We start from the raw sequence: 24,863 nt of genomic DNA on the forward strand, positions 1-24,863 counted from the left end.
AGCCACCCGGCACGGGCCGCCGCCGCCCGGCCCCGGAACCCAGCGGAACGCCCGCCCGGTCCCGGTGCGGGCTTGTGCTTTCCGCAGCACCGGCACAGGTTTGCCGCTCAAGCCAGCAGGATCCGCCATGACGATGCCCAGCCCCCCCGCGCGCAGCAGCCGCCGCCGGTCCGCCCGCTCGAGCCTTGCCGAGGCGCTGCGCCTGCACCGGCGCGCGGGACGGGGGCGCAGCGATCTGCCCCGCGACTGGCAGGACGCGCCGAACCCGATCCGCTTCGACGTCTGGACCGGGCGCTCGCTCTATGACGCGGGGCGCGAGCTGGCAGCGACGCCGCGCCCCGACCTGCCCGACGCGCCCGCGCGCCCGGTGCGGCGGCTGCGCGAGAACCAGGACGCGATCCGGCGCAACTACCTTGACGGGGTGGCGGCCGAGGATGACGGGCAGGCGATCACCCCGGCGGCCGAGTGGCTCATCGACAACCACCACATGGTCGAGGAAAACCTGCGCCAGCTGCGCCAGGCCTTCGGGCCGAACTTCCTCGACCGGCTGCCGCGGGTGCCGCTGTCGGGCGGCGGCACGGCGCCGCGGGCGCTGCTGCTGGCGTGGTATTTCGTCGCGCTGACCAACTCGGAAATCACCGCCGACGACCTGACCAGCTTTCTGCGCGGCTACCAGTCGGTGCAGACCCTGACCATCGCCGAGCTGTGGGCGGTGCCGACCTTCCTGCGCTATGTGCTGGTCGAGAACCTGCGCCGCCTGTCCGACCGGGTGTCGCTGGCGCGCGAGCGGCGCAGCGCCGCGAACCGCATCGCCGATGCGCTGGCCGATGCCGAGGGCTCGGCCGCCTGCGCCGCGGTGATCGACCGCAATGCCGCGCTCGTCGTGGACGACACGGTGGCCGCGCAGCTCCTCTATCGGCTGCGGGACGGGGGGCCGGACAGCCAGGCGGCGCTGATGGCGCTGGAACGCCGGCTCGGCGGGCCGCAGGCGGGCGAGCGGGCGGTGCAGACCGAATATGCGCGCCAGTCCTCGGGCAACGTGACGGTCGGCAACATCATCCGCAGCCTGCGGCGCACCGGCGAGATCGACTGGCTCGACTGGTTCGAGGGGGTGAGCCACGTCGACGCACTGCTGACCCAGGCGACCGAGTTCGACCGCGTGGACCAGGGCACCCGCGCCAGCTACCGCGCCGCGATCGAGCGCATCGCCCGCCGCTGCGACCTGACCGAGACGCAGGTGGCGCAGCGCGCCATCGACCAGGGCCGCGCCGATGCCGCGCAGGACCGCGCCGACGGGGGCGCCGCGCTGGCGCCGCTGTCGCCCGCGCTGGACCCTGCCCGCGCCCCCGCGCCGGGCCGCACCGAGGTCGGGCACCTGCTGGTGGGCGAGGCGCAGACGGCCTTCCGCAAGAGCTGCGGCTATCGCCCCGGCTGGCGCGAGCGCATCGCCCTGCCCCGGCGGATGGTCGGCTGGTGGACGCTGGTCCTGACCCTCGCGGCGCTGACCGCGGTGCTGGTCGCGGCACTCTCGGGCGCGCTGCCGGCCGGGCTTCCGCGGTGGCAACTGGCGCTGCTCATGACGCTCGCGGTGCTGCCGGCCTCGGACACGGCGATGCAGGCGATCGGCTGGCTGGCCGCCAAGGTGCTGACGCCGCAGCGCCTGCCAAGCTACGATTTCCGCGCCGGCGTCCCGCCCGAGGCGCGCACGCTGGTCGTCATCCCCGGCATGATCACCTCGATCGACGCCATCGACGAGCTGGCCGAGATGCTCGAGTCGCACTACCTCGCCAACCCGCTGGGCGACGTGACCTTCGCGCTGCTCACCGACTGGAAGGATGCCCCGACCGAGACCCTGCCCGAGGACCAGCGCCTGCTGGACCACGCGCAGGCGCGCATCGACGCGCTGGCCGAGCAGTATGACCACGGCGGCGTGCGGCGCTTCTTCCTGCTGCATCGGCGGCGGCTGTGGAACCCCTCCGAAGGCGCCTGGATGGGGTGGGAGCGCAAGCGCGGCAAGCTGACCGAGCTGAACAAGCTCTTGCGCGGCCACGCCGGCACCAGCTTCGTGCCGACCGGCCCGACCCCGCCCGAGGGCATCCGCTACGTGGTGACGCTGGACAGCGACACCCGCCTGCCGCGCGACACCGTCTCGGGTTTGGCGGGCAAGATGGCGCACCCGGTCAACCGGCCGGTGGCGCGCGCCGACGGGGTGGTGATCCGCGGCCACGCGATCATGCAGCCGCGGGTCACGCCCTCGCTGACCACGGGCGCCGAGGCGTCGGTGTTCCAGCGCATCTTCTCGGCCAACCGCGGGCTCGATCCCTACGTCTTCACCGTCTCGGACCTCTATCAGGACCTGCTGGGCGAGGGCAGCTTCACCGGCAAGGGCATCTACGACGTGGACGCCTTCGAGGCCGCCATCGACGACCGCCTGGCCGAGAACGCGATCCTGTCGCACGACCTGCTCGAGGGCAGCCTCGCCCGCGCGGCGCTGGTGACTGACGTCGAGGTGGTCGAGGATTTCCCGATCCGCTACGCGACCGAGGCGAGCCGCCAGCACCGCTGGACCCGCGGCGACTGGCAGCTGCTGCCGATGATCGTGGCACCGGGCAACGGCCTCTCGGGGCTGGCGCGGTTCAAGATGATCGACAACCTGCGCCGCGCGCTGGTGACGCCCGCCTGGGTCGCGGCGTCCATCGCGGGCTGGCTGCTTCTGCCCGGCGAATGGGCGCTCGGCTGGCAGGCGGCGCTGATCGGGCTGGCGGCGCTCGTCCATATCCTGCAGGTCGATCTGCGGATCTTCAGCCCGCAGTACGGCGTCTCGTGGGACTATCACCTGCGCCACGTCCTGCGCGACGCGGCCGCCTATGTCACCCAGCTCGGGCTGCGGCTGGCGACGGCGGCGCATCGGGCCTGGGCCTCGCTCGACGCCATCACCCGGACGCTGTGGCGGATGACCGTCAGCCGCCAGCACCTGCTGGAGTGGACGACCGCCCGCGACGCGGGCCGGGCCGGCGGCGGGCCGCGGGCCGAATACCGGCGGATGATCGCCTCGCCCGTGATCGGCACGGCGGCGATCCTGGCCACCGCGGTGCTGAACCCGACCGCCCTGCCCGTGGCGCTCTTCGTCGGCGGGGTCTGGATCGCCGCGCCCTGGATCATGGAGCGGGCCTCGCGCCCGCTCGGGACCGAGGACCGCCTGGCCCTCGCCCCCGGCGACGAGGCCGAGCTGCGCCGCATCGCCCGCCGCACCTGGCGCTATTTCGAGACCTTCGTCAGCGCCGAGACGAACCACCTGCCGCCCGACAACTGGCAGGCGACGCCGAGCCCGAAGCTGGCCGAGCGCACCTCGCCTACCAACATGGGCCTGTATCTCATGTCGGTCATGTCGGCACATGACTTCGGCTGGATCGGGCTCGACAACGCGCTGGCCCGGATCGACGCGACACTGGCCACGATGGAGCGGATGCCCCGCTTCCGCGGGCATTTCTTCAACTGGTACGACACCCGCAGCCTCGCGGTGCTGCCCGCGCCCTATGTCTCGGCGGTGGACAGCGGCAACCTGTCGGGGCTGCTGATCGCGCTGGCCGCGGGCCTGCGCGGCTGGGCCGACAACGCCCCCTCGGTGCGCCGCCGGCGGACCGTCGGGCTGGCCGACACGCTCGCCAACCTGCGGATGGAACTCGACGCCCTGCCCGACGACCGCAAGAGCCTGCACGACCTGCGCGCCGCGCTCGACGGCGCCATCGCGGGGTTCGAGGGGGTGCTGGCGCAGACCGCCGGCGGGCCGCTCGCCGACCCGCTCGCCGCGGCGCAGCTGACGACCCGCGCGACCGAGATCGCCCGGCTGGCCGCCGATCTCGACGCGGCGATGGCCGACGAGGCCGGGGCCGAGGTGCTGGCCTGGGCGCGGGCGCTGGCCCGCGACGCAGGCGACGTGATGGTGCCCGCCTCGGAAGGGCGCGAGTCCATCGACAGCTTCGTGCTGCGCACCCGGCTTCTGGCCGAGCGGGCGCGGCTGCTGGCGTTCCAGATGGACTTCGGCCTCTTCGTGCAGCGCGACAAGATGCTGCTCTCGATCGGCTACCGTCCGCAGGACGACCAGCTTGACGAAAGCTCCTACGACCTGCTCGCCTCGGAGGCGCGGCTGACCAGCTTCCTCGCCATCGCCAAGGGCGACATCCGCAAGGAGCACTGGGCGCGGCTCGGCCGCCCCTTCGCCACGGTCGGGCACCAGGGGGTGCTGCTCTCGTGGTCGGGCTGCATGTTCGAATACCTGATGCCGCCCCTGCTGCTCAAGGAACGCCAGGGCGGCATCCTCAACCACTCGAGCCGCATGGCGGTCGAGGTGCAGATGGAGTGGGGGCGCTCGCACGGGCTGCCCTGGGGGATCTCGGAAAGCGCGTTCAACGCCCGCGACCGGGACATGAACTACCAGTACTACGCCTTCGGCGTGCCGACGCTGGCGCTGAAGCGGTCGGGGGGCGACTACGTGGTGGCGCCCTATGCCTCGCTGATGGCGGCGCAGGTCCAGCCCGAGGCGGCGGTCAAGAACCTGCGCGCCCTGCAGGCGCTGGGGGCCGAGGGGCCTTACGGCTTCTACGACGCGGTGGACTTTGCCCCGACCCGGCTGCGCGACCGGCAGCGCCATGCGGTCGTGCGCAACGTCATGGCCCACCACCACGGGATGTCGATCATGGCCATCGCCAACACGGTGATGGACGGCATCCACCGCGAGCGTTTCCACGCCGACCCCGTCGTGCGCGCCTCCGAGCTGCTGCTGCAGGAGAAATCGCCGCGCGACATCACCCCGGTCACCCGCGCGCCCTCGGCCGAGGGGCTGGGGCGCGGCTCGATGCTGGCCGCGGGCGACACCCAGACCGCCGTGACCGAGCCCGGCCGGGCCGAGCGCGAGGTGGCGCTGATCACCAACGGGCAGTTCTCGACCATCATCAGCTCGACCGGCGCCGGGCGCGCCATGCTGGGCAAGCGGGCGCTGAACCGCTGGTCGCCCGACCCGACGCTGGATGACGGCGGCATCTTCCTCTTCATGCGCGACGTGCAGTCGGGCGAGTGGTGGTCGGCCAGCCACGCCCCCTGCTCGGGGCGCGACGAGCGGTCCTCGGTCGTGTTCTCGGACCACAAGGCCGAGTTCTTCAAGACCGCCAACGCCATCGAAAGCCGGATGGAGGTCATCGCCGCCACCGAGGGCAACGCCGACGGCCGCCGCCTGACGCTGCGCAACCGCTCGGGGTCCGACAAGACCATCGAGGTCACTTCATACGGCGAGATCGTGCTGGACGACCCCGCCTCGGACCGGGCGCACCCGGCGTTCTCGAAGATGTTCGTCAAGACCGAGATCCGCGACGGCGGGGCGCTGATCGTGGCGACCCGTCGGCCGCGCGACCCGCGCGGCGCGGCGGTGCACCTCGCCCATCTCGTCGCCGGGCCGGACGGGGCGATCACCCCCTCGGCCGAGGCCGAGACCGACCGGCGCGCCTTCATCGGCCGCGGCCGGACGCTGGCCGACGCCGCGGCCTTCGACGCGGGCGCGTCGCTCGGCGGGTCGCAGGGCCACACCCTCGACCCGATCTTCGCCATCCGCCGCCGGGTCCGGGTGCCGGCGGGCAAGACCGTCTCGCTGACCTTCTGGACCCTGATCGCCGAGAACGAGGCCGACCGCGACCGCATGGCCGCCCACTACGCCCGCCCGGCCGTGTTCGAGCATGAGCTGCGGCTTGCCTGGACCTATTCGCAGGTCCAGCTGCGCCACCTCAACGTCACGCTGGACGAGGCCAAGCTGTTCCGCAGCTACGCCAGCCTGCTGATCTGGCCCGACCTGCGGCTGGCGGCGACGCCCAAACGGCGGACCGAACTGGGGCCGCAGGCCGACCTCTGGCCGATGGGCATCTCGGGCGACGACCCGATCCTGCTGCTCAGGACCGACGACGAGGCCGACCTGCCGATGATCCGCGAGGCGCTGCGGATGCACGAGTTCCTGCGCCACCGCGGGGTCGCCCACGACGTGGTGATCCTGAACGAGCGCGCCTCGAGCTATGTGCAGGACCTGCAGCACGCGATCCAGCAGCTCGTCGATGCGGCGTGGCAGGCGGCCGGCCCCTCGGCCCCGCGGCGGGTCCACGCGGTCCGGCGCGACCAGATCAGCAAGGCGAGCTTCGACACGCTGGTCTCGGCGGCGCGGATCATGCTGCACACCCGCAACGGCAAGCTGGCCGAGCAGCTCGACCGGCTGCGCGAAGGCGCGCCTGCGCCCGAGCGGGTGCCCACCCGCCGCCGCCTCGCGCTGCTGGACGAGATCCGTGGCCCCGGGCCCCGGCCCGACGATCCCCCGACCTCGCCGCTCAAGTTCTGGAACGGCTTCGGGGGCTTCTCGCCCGACGGGCGGGAATACGTGCTGCGGCTGGCCCATGACCGGCACACCCCGCATCCGTGGATCAACGTCATCGCGCGCGAGGATTTCGGCTTCCACGTCTCGGCCGAAGGGGCGCCCTACACCTGGGCGGTCAACTCCCGCGACTACCAGATCACGCCGTGGTCGAACGACCCGGTGACCAACCGCCCGGGCGAGGCGATCCTGATCCACGACCCCGAGACCGGGCGCACGGCGACCCCGTTCCTCGGCCTCTCCGACGACCGGGACGCGGTGCACGAGACCGCGCACGGCCTGGGTTACTCGCGCTTCTCAGGCGATTACGGCTGGGTCCGGGTCGAGGCGACGATGACGCTCGACCCGCGCCACCCGGCCCGGCTGACCCGGCTGACGGTGACGAACCGCACCGACCGCCCGCTGAGCCTGCACGGGGTGGCCTATGCCGAGCTTGTGCTCGGGACCGACCGCGCCCGGACCGCGCCGATGGTGCAGACCGGGTTCGATCCCGAAACCGGCGCCCATGTGGCGCGCAACAACTTCTCGACCGACTTCGCCGAGCGGCTGACCGCGCTGGCGCTCGACCGGCCGGTGGACGGGTTCTGCGGCGACCGCACCGCGTTCCTCGGCCGCGGCGGCGGGCTGCGGCGCCCCCAGGCGCTGGCGCGCTGGACCGAGACCGAGGCCGCGGGCGACCCGTGCCTTGCGCTGCGCTGGGGGATCACGCTGGCGCCGGGGCAGTCCGAGACCGCCACGCTGGTGCTGACCAACGCGCCGGCCGACGCGCTGCCCCAGGTGCTGGCCGAGACCCGCGCCGAGGGCGCCGTGGACCGCGCCCTCGCCGCCCAGCGCGACGAGTGGGACCGGGTGCTCGGCACGCTGCAGATCGAGACGCCGGACGAGCAGCTGAACCTGATGGTCAACACCTGGCTGCCCTATCAGGCGATCACCTGCCGGGTGCGGGCGCGCACCGCCTTCTATCAGGCCTCGGGCGCCTTCGGCTTCCGCGACCAGTTGCAGGATACGAGCGCGCTGCTGCTGCAGGACCCCTCGCTCTGCCGCCGCCAGATCCTCAACGCCGCGGCCCGGCAGTTCCCCGAGGGGGACGTCCAGCACTGGTGGCTGCCGCGGACCGGCGCGGGGGTGCGGACGATGATCTCGGACGACGTGGTGTGGCTGGGCCATATCACCGCGCTCTACGTCGCGGCGACCGGGGACGCGGCGATCCTCGACGAGCCGGTGCCGTTCGTCGCCGGGCCTGCGCTCGAGCCGGGCGAGCACGACCGGTTCTTCGTGCCCCAGCCGGCGGGCGAAGCGCCGCTCTACGACCACTGCGCCCGGGCGCTGGACCTCGCGGTCGAGCGGACCGGCCCGCACGGGCTGCCGCTCATCCTCGGCGGCGACTGGAACGACGGGATGAACCGCGTGGGCGAGGCGGGGCGCGGCGAGAGCGTGTGGCTCGGCTGGTTCCTCTGCGACACCATCGCGAGCTTCGCGCCGCTCGCCCGCGCCCGTGGCGACGCCGCCCGCGCCGCCGCGTGGGAGGCGCACGCCACCCGCGTCGCCGCCGCACTGGACGATGCCGGCTGGGACGGCGCGTGGTACCGGCGCGGCTATTTCGACGACGGCACCCCGCTGGGGTCGGCAGCGAGCGCCGAGTGCCGAATCGACTCGATCGCGCAAAGCTGGGCGCTGATCTCGGGCGCCGGCCGCGCCGACCGGGCGCTCGACGCCGTGAACGCGGCGCTGGGGCAGCTCTTCGACCGGGACGGGCAGCTCTTGCGGCTGTTCACGCCGGCGTTCCAGAACACCGACGCCGAGCCGGGCTACATCAAGTCCTACCCGCCGGGCGTGCGCGAAAACGGTGGCCAGTACACCCATGCCGCGGCGTGGATGGTCTATGCGCTGGCCCGGAGCGGCGACCGGACGCGGGCGCACTGGCTGCTGACGGCGCTGAACCCGATCAACCACGCGCTCGACGCGCGCTCGGCCGAGATCTACCGCGTCGAGCCCTATGTCGTCGCCGCCGACGTCTACGCCGGGCGCGACAAGATCGGGCGCGGCGGCTGGACGTGGTACACGGGCTCGGCCGGCTGGGTCTACCGCGCCGCGGTCGAGGGGCTGCTCGGCATCGCCCGCCACCCCGAGGGCGTGACGCTGAGCCCCGGCCTGCCCGACAGCTGGGCCGGCCTCTCGGCCACCCTGCGCCGGGAGGGCGGTGAGCCCATCCGCATCGAGGTCCGCCGCGCGGCCTCGGGCCTTGAGGTCACGGCGAACGGCGAGACCGTCGGGCCGGATGAGGTGTTGCGGTTCGGGTGAGCAGGCTGGGTGCGGCGCGGCGCATGGTCCGCCGCGACGCCTCGGGGCTCGAGGTGACGGCGAACGGCCACATCGTCGCAGCGGACGAGGTGTTGCGGTTCGGGAGAGCCGGTCGTGGTGCGGCGCGGCGCATAGTCCGCCATCGGGGTTTGGCGCGGAGCTCCAGGCTGCCGACAACGGGAGTCCTCGCCGCGACTGTGCGCCCGGTAGGGTAGCCGGTGTTGTTGGTCCGCCTCGTTGGGGCGGCGCTTGGTGTGGGTCAACGGTTAGCTCTTCTACCGGGACAAAGTGTTGCGGTTGAGGCGAGGTATTGCGGTTGGTGTCGAGCCGGTCGAGGTTGCCGATCACCGGCAGCTCGTTCAGCCCGCCATAGACCCCGTCGTTCAGGAACGGCGCGCATCGATTTTGGGTCGGATCACCCGCCCTAAGTGACGGCCGACCGCGGCGGCCCAGCGGCTCATCGCCAGAGCGGCGACTCATGCGCACCGGGGCCGCGGGACCGGAACGGCGGTGCGTTAAAGCGGTTCGCAAGACTGCGCTGAGCGGGAGGGTGCTCGCCGGGCGGGCAAAGTCGAGGCCATGCCAACCTCGCGGAGGGCCTCCCGCGTTCTCCGCGTATGCTCGACGCATTTCTTAGTAAAGGGCCCACAATCTCGGCCCAAATACTCTCCAGTGATCTGAGCGATGCCGAATGATACCCTCCGCTGGCCTCAACAAGCCCGGCAGGTAGCGCACCTTGGAACAAACACGGCAGGCGGCGCACATTTAGAGACTATCTCGCACGGGGACCTGAACAATTGACCGGCACCGTCTCCGCCCTTCCCGGTGTCCCATACCCTCAAGCTTTGTGCGCAGATCAACTTTCGAGATTAGCGATCGAGCCCCGACCTCCTCAGTTCACGATGAACTCGGCATGAAGCGCCCCCGCCGCGTGGACTGCCTTGAGGATGTCGATCAATTCGCGCGGCCGGACCCCGAGCGCGTTCAACCCGGCAACGACGTCCGACAGCGAGGACTCGCCGCTCACCTCGGCAAAGCCGATCCCCGGTTCTTGCGTGATCTGCGCATCCGTCCGCGGGACGACGACCGTCTGGCCCGGCGCAAAGGGGTTCGGCTGCGATACGACCGGGGTCTCCCGCACCCGCAACGTCAGGTTGCCCTGTGATACGGCCACCCGCGAGATCCGCACGTCCTCACCCATCACGATCGTGCCTGACCGGTGATCGACCACCACGCGGGCGCGGCTCTCGGGCTCAACGGCAATGTTCTCGATCCGGCCGACCAGCCGCGCCGGGTTCACCCGTCCCATCGGCGTTGAGTCGATCGAGATCGTCGCCGCGTCCATCAGCGTCGCCACCCCGTCGCCCAGATCGTCGTTGATCGCCTTCTCGATCCGCGCCGCGGTGGTGAAATCTGCCGTGCGCAGCGCCAGCCGGAAGCTGCTCATCTGCGAGAAGTCGAAGTCGACCTCGCGCTCGACCCTGGCGCCGGACGGGATGGTGCCGGAGGTGGGGACACCCTGGACGACCGAAGCGCCCTCGCCCTCGGCGGACACGCCACCGGCGATGATTGACCCCTGCGCGACGGCGTAGACCTCGCCGTCCGCCGCGTTGAGCGGAGTCATGACCAGCGTCCCGCCCAGCAGGCTCTTGGCGTCGCCGATCGCGGCCACGCTCACGTCCGCCTGGCTGCCCGCCCGCGCAAAGGGCGGCAGGGTCGCGGTCACCAGCACGGCTGCGACGTTCTTGGGCCGGAAGCTCTCACCCGTCACGTTCACACCCAACCGCTCGAGCAGCCCGCCCAGCATCTCTTCCGTGTAGGGGGCGTTGCGCAGGCTGTCGCCCGTGCCGTTCAGCCCGACCACGAGCCCGTAACCCACGAGATCGTTGCCCCTGACCCCATCGACGGTGGCCAGATCCTTGATGCGTACCGGGGCCGCCCACGCCATTGCGGGAAGCAGGACCAGGGTCATCACGAGCCGCCACCACCTCATCGGATGTAATCCGTCAGGCTCAGCTTCGTCATCCGCGCGGTGAGCGCGTACAGATTCTGCAGGTTTGCCTCGGTCTGGGTCAACTCGGACGCGGTCTGATACGGGTCGGCGGCGAGGATGTCCGAGCGCGCGATGGACAGCGCGCTGCCTTCCGCCGCATTGCGGGCAAGGGCCTGATCGATCGACTCCTGTTGCATCCCGAGGGTGGCCCGGGCCCGGACGATGCCGAGGCTGGCCTCTGAAAGTTCGCGGCCGGCGGCGCGGATCAGCACCGACTTGGCGCCATGCGACAGGGTCGCGGCAGGCTCTCCAGCCAGGGCGGCCATCGCTAGTCCCTTGAGCAAAGTGCGGAACTCGGGTGCGCTGGCATTCAGGTCACGCTGGATCGTGGTGTCGGGCGAGACACCTGTCGAGGTCGCCTCGGTATTTCCCCGGAAGGCCTGATCCACGAACCCGCCGGCCACGTCCGAACTGAACCACGCATCCAGCGCGCCCGAGATCGCGACGGGGTCCGTCATCCCCGCAACCTGCGTACGCGCCAGCGCAAGAATATCTTCTGCGGGCGCAAGCGGCGCCGTGCCGACCTCGGTGCCGGACAGGGCAAACCGGCCCCCCGCCTCGGTGTTGATCAGCCGGACCGCCGTGCGGAAATCCTGCGCCGCCTGGGCCGCGCGCATGTCGAGCGCCGCCTCATCCTCCATCGCTGCGGCCGCCTGCAACTCAGGGCCGCGATTGGCCAACCCGGCAATCCCTTCGAGAGCCGCCTGCAGAGCGCTCGTCTCGGACTGCGCGAGGCTCGCGTTGCGATTGAAGCTCTCGAGCGCGGCAAGGCGGCCCTGCACCTGGGCGAGCCGGCCCAGATTGCCCCCGGTCGCGGCGGGCACATCGGCCTTGAGGCCGGTGGTCATCTCTTGCGAGAGCACGCTCAGCCGGGTCTTGAGTTGTGCGTTTGCCTGCCGCAGCAGGACAAACCGGGACAGGTCGCCGACCGATGTGAACCCCGTCATGTCAGCCTCAGAATGGTCTGGAGCATGTCATCCACCGTTTGCAGAACCTTGGCGTTGGCGGCGTAAGCGCGCTCGAGCGCGAGCAGCGCCTCCATCTCGCGGTCGCTGTCCACGCCGTCCTGGCGCAGCATCGTCTCGTAGCTGTTCGACTGGGCGGCCGCGCCAGCCAGAACACCCTCGGCATCCAGCCGTCCCACCGCGGCGGTCGAGCTGATCTCGGCGGCCAGCGTCGTGGCCGACCGACTCATCGCCGCCACCGCGGGCGAGGCGGTCGGCCGGGATGCCGCCAGCGCGCCACGCATCCGGTCGAGCAGCGCGGACTGACCGACCGGTCCCGGCGCGGCGGACCCGAGACCGTCGCGCAAGCGCCAGAGGCCGCCGCCGGCTGCAGGGACGATTGCGTCGGTCACGGCCACCCGTTGGGCGATCCCCCGCTCGTTGGCGGCAGTGAAGGGCGCCCCGCCATCGGTGAAGAGACCGCCGCCCGGGGGGGCCGTCGGGTCGATCGCGGGGTCGGCGAAGCGTTCGATCAGGTCGCGCGCCGCGGCATCGACGCGGGCTTGGGCGGCCGGGGCGTCGACATCGCGGATCTGGAAATTCGCGCCCAGCCGGCCGCCCGAGAAGCTGCGCATCTGCCCCGGCGAGAGGGCCAGCCCATCCACCGTCAGGCCGCTGACGGGCGGCGCGCCCGCAGCCATGTCGGGTCGGAAGGCCCCGGCAGGGGTGAAGCCAAATGTCACAGGGGTGAAGCCGTCGAGCAGCACGCCCCCCCCGGAGGTGAACAGCGCCACGCGGCCGTTCTCGCGGGGAAGTTCCTGGATCGGCATGATCTTCGAGAGACCGTCGACCACCTTCTGCCGCTCGTCCTCGAGCGAGGCCACGTCACCGCCCGAGGCAGTTTGCTGGACGATCTGGCGGTTGAGCGCGACGACCCGTCCCAGCCCCTCGTTGAGGTTGCGCACATCGTCGGCGATGGCCCGGTCAGCCTCGGTCCGCGCATCCTGGATGCGGTCGCCGAGCGTGCCGTAGCCACCCGCAAGCGCCTGAGCGGTCGTAAGGACGCGGTTGAGCGCCGTCTCACTCTCCGGCCGCGCGGCGGCGCTGATCAGCGCGGCGTCGAAGCTGGCGAGCAGCGTGCCCAGCGCACCCGCCTCGCCGGGGACGCCGATCGCCTCGGCCATGCCCTTGTGAAAGGTGGCGAGCGTCTGGGCGCGCGTGGTCTCGGCCCCGGCGGTGCGGCTCTGGCCGAGGATGGCGGTGCGCACGACACGCTCGACCCCCTCGATATGGACGCCGCCGCCCCCGCCGATCCACGGCCGTGCCGACAGCTGGACTTCGCGCCGGGCAAAGCCGGGGGTCATCGCGTTGGCGAGGTTCGAGGCCACCACCTCGGTGCCGCGCGACGCCGCGACGATCCCCGAGACGGCATTCGAGAGGGCGTTCGACAGGCTCATGGCTCGACCCGCGGCCTCATGGCCGCGGCCTCCGCGCGCGTCAGCGCTTGATGTTGGTGGTTTCCTGCAGCATCTCGTCCACGGTCTGGATGACCTTGGCGTTGGACGAATAGGCGCGCTGGGTCTGGATGAGGTCGGTCAGCTCGGCCGCGACGTCGGTGGTCGAGCCTTCGCGGGCATAGCCCACGACCGCGCCGGTGGGCCCGTCGCCCGCATCCCACAGGAAGAACGAGCCCGAGTTCGGCGACACCTGATAGGTTTGGTTGTTCAGCGCGATCAGCCCGTTCGGGTTCGGCACATCGACCAGCGGGATCTGGTAGAGCGTGCGGATGAAGCCGGTGTCGTAGGTCGCCCGCATCATCCCGTTCTCGTCCACCTCGACCGCCGTGAGGTTGCCAACCGGAGAGCCGTCCTTGGTGATGTTGGTGGTGGCGAAGTCGTCGTCGAGCTGGGTCAGCCCGTTCGGGTCGCCGAGCCGCCCGATCGAGACCGTCATCGGCCCGCCGGCCACGGTCAGCGCCAGCTGCCCGGTCGCCGGATCGTAGGCGCCGCCGGACAGCGTGGTGACCGAGGCGAGCGTCCCGCCCATCGTCTGGCTGTCGTCGAAGACCAGCTCGTAGCTGCCGATCAGGTTCGAGGCGGGGTCGCTGGCGGAATCCCGAATCTCCATCGTCCAGGTGTTCGAGAGGCCCGAGCCGGCCGCCACCGTGGGGGTGAAGGTCACGTTGAGCGATTCAGAGGTGCCGAGGTTGCCGAAATACTCGATGCTGCGGGTCCATGGATCGCCGCTGGCGCCCGCCTTGGTCTCGAGCGCGGGCAGGTTGATGCCGATCGTCATGGCCGTGGTCGGATCGGCCGAGGTCTGGTTGGCGTTCAGCACCACCGGCTGGAGACCGGCCACCGAATCGCGCGACATGACCGGGATGTTGCCGTCCTGGTTGGCCGGCCAGCCCATCAGCACCAGCCCCGAATCGGTCCGCAGCACCCCCTCGGCATCCGGGCGGAAGGCCCCGGTCGAGGTCATCGTCATCGGCTTGTCCCCGCCGCCGCGATTGGCGAGATCCACCGACTGGATCACCGGCAGGAATCCCCGCCCCGAGATCGCGAGGTCGAGCGGGTTCTTCGAGGACACCAGCGCCCCCTTTTCGTCGATGATCCGCGAGGTGGTCGCGCGCACGCCGCCGGCGGAATACACCCCCGCGCCGCGGGCCTGGTTGATCACCATGCTCTCAAACTCGGTGTTCACCCGCTTGTAGCCGTAGGTCCCCGAGTTCGCGATGTTGTCCGAGATGGTGGCCAGCCGCGTGGCGTTGGCCGCCAGACCGGCGACACCGGCATTGAGGGACGAGGAAATCGACATGGGATCACCCTGGTTGTTGCGCTGTTGCCGTCACTGTCCACGCGAGACCTTAATTTCCGGCTAACGCCGGCCCGCGCGCCAACATTATCTGAGTAAAATGACCTCGATCCGGTTGTTGGCCGGGTCCATCGCATTGGAATTGCGAGGCTTCTTGTCGCCAAAGGCGGTCACCCGCTGGACCCGGCGCTCATCGAGCCCGCCCTCGGCCAGCAGCTTGCGGGTGGCGTGGGCGCGCTGGTCCGAAAGCGGCCAGACGGGATTCTCGATCATCATCTCGGGAAAGCCCCGCACATGGCCGGCGATGGCCAGCCGGTTGCGGGTCCGCCCCAGCACCGTCGCGAGGATCCCCGTCAGCTCGCGCATCACTGGCGACGGCTCGGCGCTGTCGTCCACGAACAGCGGCTCGTCCACGATGTCGCCAAGCTCGATCACCAGCCCCTCATCGGTCATCCGGGTCACCACATGACGCAGCAGGTTCACCCGCTGCATCGATTCGGCGCCGCTGCCGGTGAGCTGGTCCTGCAGATGCTGCGCCAGCTTCTCGAGTTCCGCATCGCTGCTGCGCTCGGGCGCGGCGCCCTGATCCGAGGCCGGGCTTGCGGCGTCGCCGCCCTCGAGCCCCTGCGAGCCGCCCGAATCGGACTGCACGATCGTCGGGTCGAAATAGTCCGCGAGCCCCTGGCGCTGCTTTTCCGTGGTCGCATTGAGCAGCCACATCAGCAGGAAGAACGCCATCATCGCGGTCACGAAGTCGGCGTAGGCGACCTTCCACGCGCCGCCGTGGTGGCCGGCCTCACCCCCGCCCTCGATCCGCTTGATGATGATCGGGGATGCGCCCTTGCCCGACTTGCCTGCCATGATCGCCCCCGTCACCACGTCGAGGGTCAGCTTTAGCAGAGGCCCGGTTACGGCGCGGTTAACCGCTCAAATGCCGCGCAGATCCTCGGCCATCATCACGGCGGCCTTCTCGGCGATCATGATCGTGGGGGCGTTGGTGTTCCCCGAGGTGATCGTCGGCATCACCGAGGCATCGACCACGCGCAGCCCCTCGACGCCCCGCACCCGCAGGCGCGGATCGACCACCGCGCTGGGATCAGCCCCCATCCGCGCCGTCCCGACCGGGTGGAAGATGGTCGAGCCGACCATCCCCGCCGCATCGGCCAGCTCGGCGTCGGTCTGGAAGGCGGGCCCGGGCTTGAACTCTTCGGGGCGGTACTTCGCCATCGCCGGGTTGGCCATGATCGCCCGGGTGCGCCGGATCGCGCGGGCCGCGACCAGCCGGTCGCCGGGGGTCGAGAGGTAGTTCGGCGCGATCACCGGCGCCTGCATCGGGTCGGGCGAGCCGATCCGCACCGTGCCGCGGCTTTCCGGGCGCAGGTGGCAGACGCTCGCCGTGATCGCCGGGAAATCATGCAGCGGCTGTCCGAACGCCTCGAGGCTCAGCGGCTGGACGTGCCATTCGAGGTCCGGCGTCTCGACCTCGCCCGAGGACCGCGCGAAGGCGCCGAGCTGGCTGGGCGCCATGCTCATCGGGCCGGTGCGGCGCAGCAGATATTCGGCCCCGATCATCCCTTTGCCCCACCAGCGCCGGGCGAGCTGGTTGAGCGTCCGCCCGCCCGAGACCTTCCACGCGCAGCGCAGTTGCAGGTGGTCCTGCAGGTTCTCGCCCACGCCGGCCTCGCGCCGGACCTCGATCCCCATCTGCTGCAGAAGCGCGCCGGGACCGATGCCGGAAAGCTGCAGGATCTGCGGGGTGTTGATGGCGCCCGCGCTGAGCACGATCTCGCGGCCGCGGATCACCTCGATCCCGCCGTCGAGCGCCACCTCGACGCCCGCGGCACGCGTGCCCTCGAAGATCACCCGCCGCACCTGGCGGTGGGTGAGCACGGTCAGGTTCGGGCGCCGCATCGCCGGGCGCAGGAAGGCGCGGGCGGCCGAGACGCGCCAGCCGTTCTTCTGGCTGACCTTGAAGTAGCCCACCCCCTCGTTGTCGCCGGTGTTGAAGTCGTCGACGCAGGGAATGCCCTCGGCCTCGGCGGCGCGCGACCAGTCGTCGAGGATGTCCCAGCGCAGCCGCTGGCGCTCGATCCGCCAGGGGCCGCCGGCGCCGTGATGGTCCGAGGGGCCCGCGAAATAGTCCTCGGACTTGCGAAACAGCGGCAGCACGTCGTCCCAGCCCCAGCCGGTGCAGCCCGCCTGCCGCCACTGGTCGTAATCCTCGGCCTGGCCGCGCAGATACAGCATCCCGTTGATCGAGCTGCACCCGCCGAGCACCCGCCCGCGGGGATAGAGCAGGCTGCGCCCGTGCAGCCCCGGGTCGGGGGCGGTCTTGTACATCCAGTCGGTGCGGGGATTGTCGATGCAGTAGAGATAGCCGATCGGGATGTGGATCCAGGGATAGTCGTCGCGCCCGCCGGCCTCGATCAGCGCGACGCGCAGCCGCGGGTCCTCGGACAGCCGCGCGGCCAGAACGCAGCCGGCGCTGCCGGCCCCGGCGATGACGATGTCGTAGTCCATGCGGGTCCCTCCCCCCGGGACGGGGACGTTAGCATCGGGGCGGGCGGGGGCAAGTGGGCGCCGCGCCGGGCTTCGACCTCCCGGCCCCGGGGGCCCCGCCGCGCCCGCCCCTCCCTCTCCCTTGGCCAAATATCCCGGGGGACGCCGCGCCAGCGGCGGGGGCAGCGCCCCCCTGCGGCGCCCCCCGCCCGCGCCGCCATCGCCGCCCTTCCCCCACGGCGCGCTTGCGCCGCGGTGCGGGCGGCTTATCTTCGCCCCATGATCGAGGCAGGCCAGTACGACATCACCACCGGGGCGGGGCTGATCGCCTGCCCGCGCTGCGATGCGCTGCACGTCGAAGCCGAGCTGGCGCCGGGCGAGACCGCGCGCTGCATCCGCTGCCACTCGATCCTCGCCCGCCCGCGCGAGGGGGCCTTCACCCAGATCGTCGCGCTGTCCTTCACCTCGATGGTGCTGATGTTCGCGGCGGTGTTCTTTCCGTTCCTCGAGATCTCGCGCATGGGGATCGGCAACGCCACCTCTCTCTTCGGGGTGGCGCTGGCGTTCTCGCAAGGCTGGCTGATGCCGCTGACCGTCGCGGTGCTGGGGTTCATCGTCGGGCTGCCGGTGCTGCGGGCAGCGCTGCTCGTCTATGTGCTGCTGCCGATGCGGGGCGAGGGGCGGCCGGCGCCGCAGGCGGGGACGGCGTTCCGGCTGTCGGAACTGCTCAGGCCGTGGTCGATGGCCGAGATCTTCGTGATCGGCACCTCGGTGGCGCTCGTCAAGGTGGCGGGGCTGGCGACGGTGAACCTCGGCCCGGCCTTCTGGGCCTTCTGTGCGCTGATCATCGTCGGCGCGGCCAGCGACGTGTTCACCTGCTCGACGACGATCTGGGACACCCTCGAAGACCGCGGCGCCTTCACCGACGGGCGCGAGGTGGTGGCCGACCCGGTCGAGACCGCCGCCGACCGCGCCGCGGTCGAGGGCACCGCCGTGCGCGTGGTGCAGGTCGAGCCCGACCCACACGCCCATCCCATGCCCGGCCCCGCCGCCCCACCGCCCGGCCCGCCCGCCGGCAACCCGGGCGCCGCCTGATGGCCGCGCCGCCCGCGCCCTCCGCGCCGCCCGTCGCCACCGGCGCCGCCGTGGGGGCCAGCCGACCGCCGCGGCGTCCCGGTCCGGTCACCGCCCCGCGCGAGGACGCGCCGATCCTGACCGCGCACCGCGCGCACCTCGTCGGCTGCCGCGGCTGCGGCCGGGTCTGGCCCGAGGGCAGCGCGGTCTGCGGCCGCTGCGGCGCGCCGCTGCACAGCCCCGACCGGTCGAGCCTCGCCGCCGTCTGGGCCTGGTGGCTGGCCGGGCTGATCTTCTACATCCCCGCGAACCTGCTGCCGATGCTCAAGACCCAGACCTTCGCGGGCCTCGCAGGCAACAGCGAGGCGACGATCATCGGCGGGGTGATCGAACTCATGCACTATGGCAACTACGGGGTCGCGGCGATCGTGTTCGTGGCCTCGGTGATCGTGCCGATCGGCAAGTTCGCGGTGATCGCCTGGCTGGCCCGCGTGGCCGGGCGCCCGGCCACGACTGAATCCGCGCACACCCGCCTGCGCGCGCTCGAGGCGGTCGAGTTCATCGGCCGCTGGTCGATGATCGACGTGTTCGTGGTGGCGATCCTCTCGGCGCTCGTGCAGCTCGGCTTCGTCGCCACCATCCACCCGGGACCGGCCGCGGTCAGCTTTGCGCTGTCGGTTGCGTTCACCATGCTTTCGGCGCAAAGCTTCGACCCGCGGCTGATCTGGCGCGGCCTGCCGTTGCGAAGCCGCCGGGACAGGACCAGCGCATGACCGACATTCCCCCGCCCGACCGGCGCCCGACGGCCCCTTCGGCCCCCGCCGGCCCCGCCGAGCCGTCCGCCATGCGCCCGGCCAGCCCGGTGCGCCGCACCGCCGCCCGGGCCGCGCGGGCCGGCGTCTCGGTGATCTGGGCGGTGCCGATCATCGCCCTTCTCGTCACCATGGCGCTGGCCTGGAACGCCTACACCGGCCGCGGCACGCTGGTCTCGGTCGCCTTCAGCGACGCAACCGGCATCACCCCGGGCGAAACCGCGCTCAAGTTCCGCGAGATCACCGTCGGCAAGGTCGAGGCGGTGCGCTTCACCCGCGACCTGCAGCGGGTGGTCGTGGACATCCGCGTGGACAAGGACATCGCCAGCTTCATCGACGACGATGCCGAGTTCTGGATCGTCCGGCCGCAGGTTTCGGCGCAGGGCATCTCGCGCCTCGACACGGTGCTGACCGGCGCCTTCATCGAGGGCTACTGGGACGACAAGCCCGGGGCCGCCGACCTCGACGTCCACGAGGGGCTCGACAAGGCCCCGCTCACCCGCTCGAACGAGCGCGGGACGTGGGTGACGCTCGCCTCGACCAGCGCCAAGGGCATGGCCGAGGGGGCGCCGATCTTCTTCCGCGGGCTGCAGGTGGGGCGGATGCAGAACCTGCGGCTGGCCGAACGCGACGAGACGGTGATGGCCGACGTGTTCGTGGCCGCCCCGCACGACCAGCGCCTGACCACGGCGACGGTGTTCTGGGACACCTCGGGGTTCAACGTCTCGCTGGGCCCGCAGGGGGTGCAGCTCAACGTGAGCTCCGTCTCGTCGCTGCTGCAGGGCGGGGCCGAGTTCGCCACGCTCAGCTCGGGCGGCCAGCCGGTCCAACCGGGCCACGTCTTCACCCTGCAACCCGACCAGCAGGCGGCGCAGAACAGCCTGTTCGCCGCCTCGCCCGAGGACGAGCTGCGCCTGACCGTGCTGCTGCCCGAGGCGGTGCGCGGCCTCTCGGAAGGGGCCGACGTGCAGTTCCAGGGCCTGACCGTGGGCCGGGTCACGGCGCTTTCGGTGCGCGTCGCGCCGCCGGCGGACGGCCAACCGGGGCAGGTGCTGCAGGACATCACCATCGTGCTCTCGCCCCAGCGGCTCGGCCTGCCCGACACCGCGACGCCGGCGGATGCGCTGGCCTTTCTCTCGGGCCGGGTCGAAAAGGGGCTGCGGGCTCGGGTGACCGGGGCCGGGTTCCTCGGCACCTCGCTGATGGTCGAGCTGGTCGAGCTGCCCGACCAGCCCCCGGCGCGGATCGCGGTGGACGCCCAGCCCTTCCCGGTCGTCCCCTCGGCCCCGACCGACAGCTCGGACATCGCGGCCACCGCGCAGGGGTTCATGACCCGCATCGGCAATCTCAAGATCGAGGAGCTGCTGAAGTCCGCCACCGACATGATGAACAGCGTGACGGCCATCGCCTCGTCGCAGGACACCCGCGCCATCCCCGCCGGGCTGCGCAAGACCATCGACGAGGCCCAGGCGACCGCCGCCGAGCTGCGCGCCGCCGTCGAGGAGCTGCGCGGCGCGGGCGTCGTCGCCAACATCTCGGGCGCGGCCACGCAGGCGAGCGAGCTGGCCACCAAGCTCAACGGCGCGGCCGACAAGGTGCCGGGGATCGTCGACAGCCTCGACAAGGCCGCGGCCTCGGTCCGTGACGTGGACTTCGCGGGCCTCGCCACCGAGGCGCGCGGCGCGGTCGCCGACATCCGCGCCGTGGTCGGCACCGAGGGCGCCCGCGCCCTGCCCGGCAACCTCTCGGCGGCCATGGACCGCGTGGGGACCGCCGCCGGCGACATCGGCGCCATCGCCAGCGACCTCAAGGCCAACCAGATCGGGCCGAAGATCGGCAAGTTCGTGGACGACGCGAGCGCCACCGCAGCCTCGATCCGCGAGGCGGCGGTGGATATTCCGGGTATGGTGGAGAAGATCGACGCCGCCGCCACCTCGGTCGACGAGTTCGACTGGTCGGGGATCAGCGCCTCGGGCAAGGGGCTGGTCGATGACCTGCGCGCGATGCTCGGGACCGAGGATGCCGCGCAGCTGCCGCGGAACCTGTCGGACACGCTCAAGGCCGCCTCGGGCCTCTTGACCGACCTGCGCGACGGGAACGCGGCCGGCAGCCTCAACGCCGCCCTCGCCTCGGCCCGCCGGGCGATGGACGAGGTCGCGCAGGCGGCCAACACGCTGCCGCAGCTCTCGACCCGCTTCCAGCAGCTCGCCAGCCGGGCCGAGGCGGTGATCGCGGCCTACGGCGACCGCGGCGCCTTCAACACCGAGTCGATCAACACCATGCGCGCGCTTCGCCGTGCGGCCGAGAACTTCGGCAGCCTTGCCGCCACCATCGAGCGCAACCCCCGCGCCTTCATCCTGGGACGATAGATCATGCTGCGCCCTGCACTTCTTGCCCTGACCGCCGCCGTGGCGCTGGCGGGCTGTTCCAACCCGGAAAAGACCGGCCGCTACCTGATCGACCCGCCGACGCCCGCGGCGCGGGTCGGCAACGCGCTCGGCACCGCCGAGCTGCGCGACGTGACGCTGCCGGAGTACGCGGCGGCGGGCGAGGTCTCGTGGCAGACCCCGGACGGCGCGGTGCGGTCGAACCCGAAGAACCTGTGGGCCGACAAGCCGCAGCGGGCGTTCACCCTGACGCTGGCGCGGGCGATTTCCGATATGTCGGGCGCGACGGTGATCGCCGAGCCCTGGCCGCTGGCCGAGCCGCCGCGGCGCCGGATCGAGGTGCGGGTGGAAAAGGCGCTGGCGCAGCTGGATGGCGTCTACCGGCTCAAGGGGCAGTATTACGTCTCGAACGACAGCTCGGGGGGCACCAACCACGCGCGCGGGTTCGACATCGCGGTGCGGTTGCCGCAGGCGGCGGCATCGGGCGGCGGCGGGCTGGGCGGGCTGCTGGGCGGCGGCGGCCAGTCGGTCGCCTCGCCCTCGGCCATCGCGGCGGCGCAGAACGCGGCGATCTCGCAGCTTGCGGCGCAGATCGCGGTGCTGGGCGGGCCGGGCCGGACGGTCAAGACGCAGACCCCGCGGCTCGACCCGATCTTCTCGACCCCGCTGGAACCGCTGCCGCCGCTCGAGCCGCTGCCCGAGATCAGCGTCGAGCCCTTGAGCTGAGCTAGCCCGCGCCGCCCGTGCCGTCATCCGGCAGGAAGCGGCCGAAGCGGCCGGCGGCAAAGACCAGCGGGTGATCGTCGGGACCGCCGATCGTCACCTGCGCCACCCGGCCCAGCAGAACGCTGTGGTCACCCGCCACATGGCAGGCCTCGGCCCGGCAGTCGAAGCGGGCCGCGACGCCGGGGATCACCGGGGTGCCGAGGTCCGAGACGCTGGGCGGCAGCCCCGCGAACCCCGCCCCGCCGCGGGCAAACCGCAGGCAGACGTCGAGCTGCTCGGCGCCGAGCACATGGACCGACCAGGCCGGTGCGGCGGCGAAGATGGCGTGGCGGCTCGACGCGCGGGCCGGGCACCACAGCACCAGCGGCGGGTCGAGCGACACGCTGGCGAAGCTGTTGACCGTCATTCCCACCGGGCCCGCGGGCCCCTCGGCGGTCACGATGGTGACGCCGGTGGCGAACCGGCCGAGGGCGTCGCGGAACACCCGTCCCGGCTCGCTCTCGGGGTGAAAGCTGATCGCGTCGGCCAGCCGGTCGAGCGTCTCGGGCGGCAGCCGGGTCATCGCCCCTGCCCCGCCGCGCGCAGGTTGGCACCCGTTGCCAGCCCCTCGGCCAGCAGCCCGTGCAGCGCCGGCCCCGCCACGATCAGCCCATCCGACTGCGGCACCGCGCCGTTGAAGCGGAAGGCCCGCCCCTGCCGGTCGGTGACGGCGCAGCCCGCCTGCGCGGCGATCACGCTCGCCGCCGCGATGTCCCAGTCCCAGACCGGCCGCACCGACAGCGCCGCGTCGAACCGCCCCTCGGCCACGAGGCAGAGCCGCCAGGCGAGCGAGCTGCGGAACTTCCGCGTGAGCCCCGGTACCCGCCCCCCGCGCCAGTGCTGGGGGTCGAGCACGGTCCGCGCGCCCAGCATGGTCGCCCCCTCGGCCGAGGTCCGCGCGACGGGACGGATCGGGGCGCCGTTCAGCGTGGCGGGGCCGTCCAGGTCGGCCGCATAGGTCGCTCCGCGGGCCGGCAGGTGGACGACGCCCGCGACCGGGCGGCCGTCCTCGACCACGGCGACGCAGACCGAAAACCCCTCCTGCCCGTCGATGAAGGCGCGGGTGCCGTCGATGGGATCGACGATGAAGGTCCGGGCGGCCGCAAGCCGCGCCGGATCGTCGGGGCTTTCCTCACTCAGCCAGCCGTAGCCGGGGCGCGCTGCCCTGAGCCGCGTCTCGAGCGCGCTGTTCACGGCCAGGTCGGCCTCGCTGACCGGCCCGGCGCCCGCATCCTTGTCCCACGAGCGAAAGCTGCCGCGCCAGTAGTCGAGGGCGATGCGCCCCGCCTCGACCGCCGCCGCCTCGATGAGCGCGAGGTCGGTCAGCGCCGGGTCCGCGGCCGCCGACGCCGGGTCGCGCCGGGCGTCGTCCCGCAGAGGCTCAGGCGCCGGCAACGGTCATCCCCTCGACCATGAGGCTCGGCACCCGGTGGCTGCGCCAGTCGGGCAGGTCGTCGGCGGCGGTGATCCGCATCAGCATCTCGCGCAGGTTGCCGGCGATGGTGCATTCGTTGACCGGAAAGGCGATCTCGCCCCCCTCGACCCAGAACCCCGCGGCGCCGCGGGAATAGTCGCCGGTCGTCGGGTTCACCGAGGCGCCGAGCATCGAGGTCACGACGAGCCCCCGCCCCATGTCGCGGATCAGCGCCGCGGGCGGCACCGTCCCCGGGGTCAGCGTCACGTTCGAGACGCCGGGCGACGGCGGCGCCGAGGTGCCGCGCACCGCGCTGGCGGTGGACGGCATCCCGAGCTTGCGCCCGGTGGCGAGGTCGAGCGTCCAGCCGCCCAGCACCCCGCCCGCGACGATGTTGCGGGCGGCGGTGGGCAGCCCCTCGCCGTCGAAGGGGCGCGAGGCGCCGCTGCGGGGCAGGCGCGGGTCCTCGACCAGATCGAAGCCGGGGGGCAGCACCGGCTCGCCCAGCGCGGTCCTGAGCCAGCTGGCGCCGCGGGCGACGGCGCTGCCGTTCACCGCCGAGAGCAGGTGCCCGATCAACGTGGCGGCCACGCGCTCGTCATAGAGGATCGGAAAGGCGCCGGTGGGCGGCTTGCGGGCGCCCTTGCGGGCCACCGTGCGCTCGCCCGCGCGGCGGCCGATCTCTTCGGGGTCGGGCAGGTCCTCGGCCCAGACGCGGGATTCCGAGGCCCAGTCACGCTCCATCCCCGTGCCCTCGCCGGTGATCGCCACCGCCGAGATGCCGTGGCTCGAGCGCGCGTAGCTGCCGGAAAAGCCGTTGGTGCCGGCGAGCCAGAACTGCCGGTGCAGCGACGAGGCGCTGGCCTGCTCGGCCATCCGCACGCCGGGGACGGCCAGCGCCGCCGCCTCGGCCCTGAGCGCCAGATCGAGCAGCGCCTCGGGCGCGGGCTGCGGCTGGCCGTCGTCGAGCGCCAGCCCGCCGCCGTCCCGGACCGCCGACAGCGCGCCCGGATCGGCGAGGCCGATCATGTCGTCGACCGGCGCCTCGCGGGCCATCGCCACCGCGCGCTCGGCCATCTCGGCAATGGTGCGGGGGGTGAGGTCGCTGGCCGAGACGCAGGCCTGCCGGCCGCCGATCAGCACCCGAAGGCCGATCTCGACCCCCTGCGCGCGGGTCGCCTGTTCCAGCGCGCCGGCGCGCACGTCGACCGAGATCGAATCGCCCGACACCGCGACGGCGTCCGCCTCGGTCGCGCCGGCGGCCCGGGCGGCGGCCAGCAGCGCGTCGGTCAGCCCGGCCAGATCGGGGGGCGCGTGGTCGCCTCGGGTCATCGGCTGCGGTTCCTCACGATGCAAAAAGGGCCGGACGGGCCGGCCCTTTCCGCGGGTGTCGT

At 72.3% G+C, this 24,863-nt stretch carries 14 protein-coding genes; 5 read left to right on the forward strand and 9 right to left on the reverse strand.

Translation table 11 applies throughout. The annotated features are described in order from the left end of the window. Positions 1-127 precede the first annotated feature (127 nt). Positions 128-8,707: a glycoside hydrolase family 94 protein gene (locus HGN31_RS06205; protein ID WP_168782661.1), complete on the forward strand. Its 8,580-nt coding sequence runs from the start codon at positions 128-130 to the stop codon at positions 8,705-8,707. An 892-nt stretch (positions 8,708-9,599) separates the two neighbouring features. On the opposite strand, the gene HGN31_RS06210 is transcribed toward HGN31_RS06205, so the two are convergent. From HGN31_RS06210 to HGN31_RS06235, 6 genes are all read right to left on the reverse strand, one after another. Beyond that, a complete protein-coding gene (locus tag HGN31_RS06210) occupies positions 9,600-10,679 on the reverse strand; it encodes a flagellar basal body P-ring protein FlgI (protein ID WP_425325328.1) in 1,080 nt (359 codons plus the stop codon). Positions 10,680-10,696: 17 nt separating this feature from the next. Beyond that, on the reverse strand, positions 10,697-11,707 hold the full coding sequence (locus HGN31_RS06215; RefSeq protein WP_168782663.1) for a flagellin N-terminal helical domain-containing protein: 1,011 nt from the start codon (positions 11,705-11,707) through the stop codon (positions 10,697-10,699). Next, on the reverse strand, positions 11,704-13,161 hold the full coding sequence (flgK, locus tag HGN31_RS06220) for a flagellar hook-associated protein FlgK (protein WP_168782664.1): 1,458 nt from the start codon (positions 13,159-13,161) through the stop codon (positions 11,704-11,706). The genes HGN31_RS06215 and flgK overlap by 4 nt, the downstream gene beginning before the upstream one ends. 40 nt (positions 13,162-13,201) lie before the next feature. Beyond that, a complete protein-coding gene (locus tag HGN31_RS06225; RefSeq protein WP_168782665.1) occupies positions 13,202-14,521 on the reverse strand; it encodes a flagellar hook protein FlgE in 1,320 nt (439 codons plus the stop codon). A gap of 84 nt (positions 14,522-14,605) precedes the next feature. Then, a complete protein-coding gene (locus HGN31_RS06230) occupies positions 14,606-15,379 on the reverse strand; it encodes a flagellar motor protein MotB (RefSeq protein WP_168782666.1) in 774 nt (257 codons plus the stop codon). Between the two features lie 66 nt (positions 15,380-15,445). Further along, a complete protein-coding gene (locus HGN31_RS06235; RefSeq protein WP_168782667.1) occupies positions 15,446-17,038 on the reverse strand; it encodes a GMC family oxidoreductase in 1,593 nt (530 codons plus the stop codon). Between the two features lie 258 nt (positions 17,039-17,296). Between HGN31_RS06235 and HGN31_RS06240 the strand changes: the two genes are divergently transcribed. The 4 genes from HGN31_RS06240 to HGN31_RS06255 are packed head-to-tail and all read left to right on the forward strand — an operon-like array spanning position 17,297 to position 22,016. Next, positions 17,297-18,112: a paraquat-inducible protein A gene (locus tag HGN31_RS06240; RefSeq protein ID WP_168782668.1), complete on the forward strand. Its 816-nt coding sequence runs from the start codon at positions 17,297-17,299 to the stop codon at positions 18,110-18,112. After that, entirely contained in the window at positions 18,112-18,864 is a 753-nt protein-coding gene (locus HGN31_RS06245) for a paraquat-inducible protein A (protein WP_168782669.1), read from the forward strand. The genes HGN31_RS06240 and HGN31_RS06245 overlap by 1 nt, the downstream gene beginning before the upstream one ends. Continuing rightward, positions 18,861-21,272, forward strand: coding sequence for an MlaD family protein (locus HGN31_RS06250; protein WP_168782670.1), 2,412 nt, complete (start codon positions 18,861-18,863; stop codon positions 21,270-21,272). The genes HGN31_RS06245 and HGN31_RS06250 overlap by 4 nt, the downstream gene beginning before the upstream one ends. Positions 21,273-21,275: 3 nt before the next feature. Beyond that, complete coding sequence (locus HGN31_RS06255) at positions 21,276-22,016, forward strand: PqiC family protein (RefSeq protein ID WP_168782671.1); 741 nt, start codon at positions 21,276-21,278, stop codon at positions 22,014-22,016. Position 22,017: 1 nt separating this feature from the next. Here HGN31_RS06255 and ferA read toward each other — a convergent pair whose 3' ends face one another. Genes ferA through HGN31_RS06270 form a run of 3 tightly spaced genes read right to left on the reverse strand, consistent with a single transcriptional unit; the run spans position 22,018 to position 24,801 of the window. Further along, positions 22,018-22,578 carry a flavin reductase FerA gene (gene ferA / locus HGN31_RS06260; RefSeq protein WP_168782672.1) on the reverse strand — a complete coding sequence of 187 codons (561 nt, stop codon included), beginning with the start codon at positions 22,576-22,578 and terminating at the stop codon, positions 22,018-22,020. After that, positions 22,575-23,450, reverse strand: a complete 876-nt coding sequence (locus HGN31_RS06265) for a 3'(2'),5'-bisphosphate nucleotidase CysQ (RefSeq protein WP_342355798.1) — start codon at positions 23,448-23,450, stop codon at positions 22,575-22,577. The genes ferA and HGN31_RS06265 overlap by 4 nt, the downstream gene beginning before the upstream one ends. Continuing rightward, positions 23,437-24,801 (reverse strand): TldD/PmbA family protein, encoded by a 1,365-nt coding sequence (locus tag HGN31_RS06270; protein WP_168782673.1) that lies wholly within the window; start codon positions 24,799-24,801, stop codon positions 23,437-23,439. The genes HGN31_RS06265 and HGN31_RS06270 overlap by 14 nt, the downstream gene beginning before the upstream one ends. Positions 24,802-24,863 lie beyond the last annotated feature (62 nt).

The sequence above is a fragment of the Paracoccus sanguinis genome, assembly GCF_012689545.1.
Lineage (GTDB): Bacteria > Pseudomonadota > Alphaproteobacteria > Rhodobacterales > Rhodobacteraceae > Paracoccus > Paracoccus panacisoli.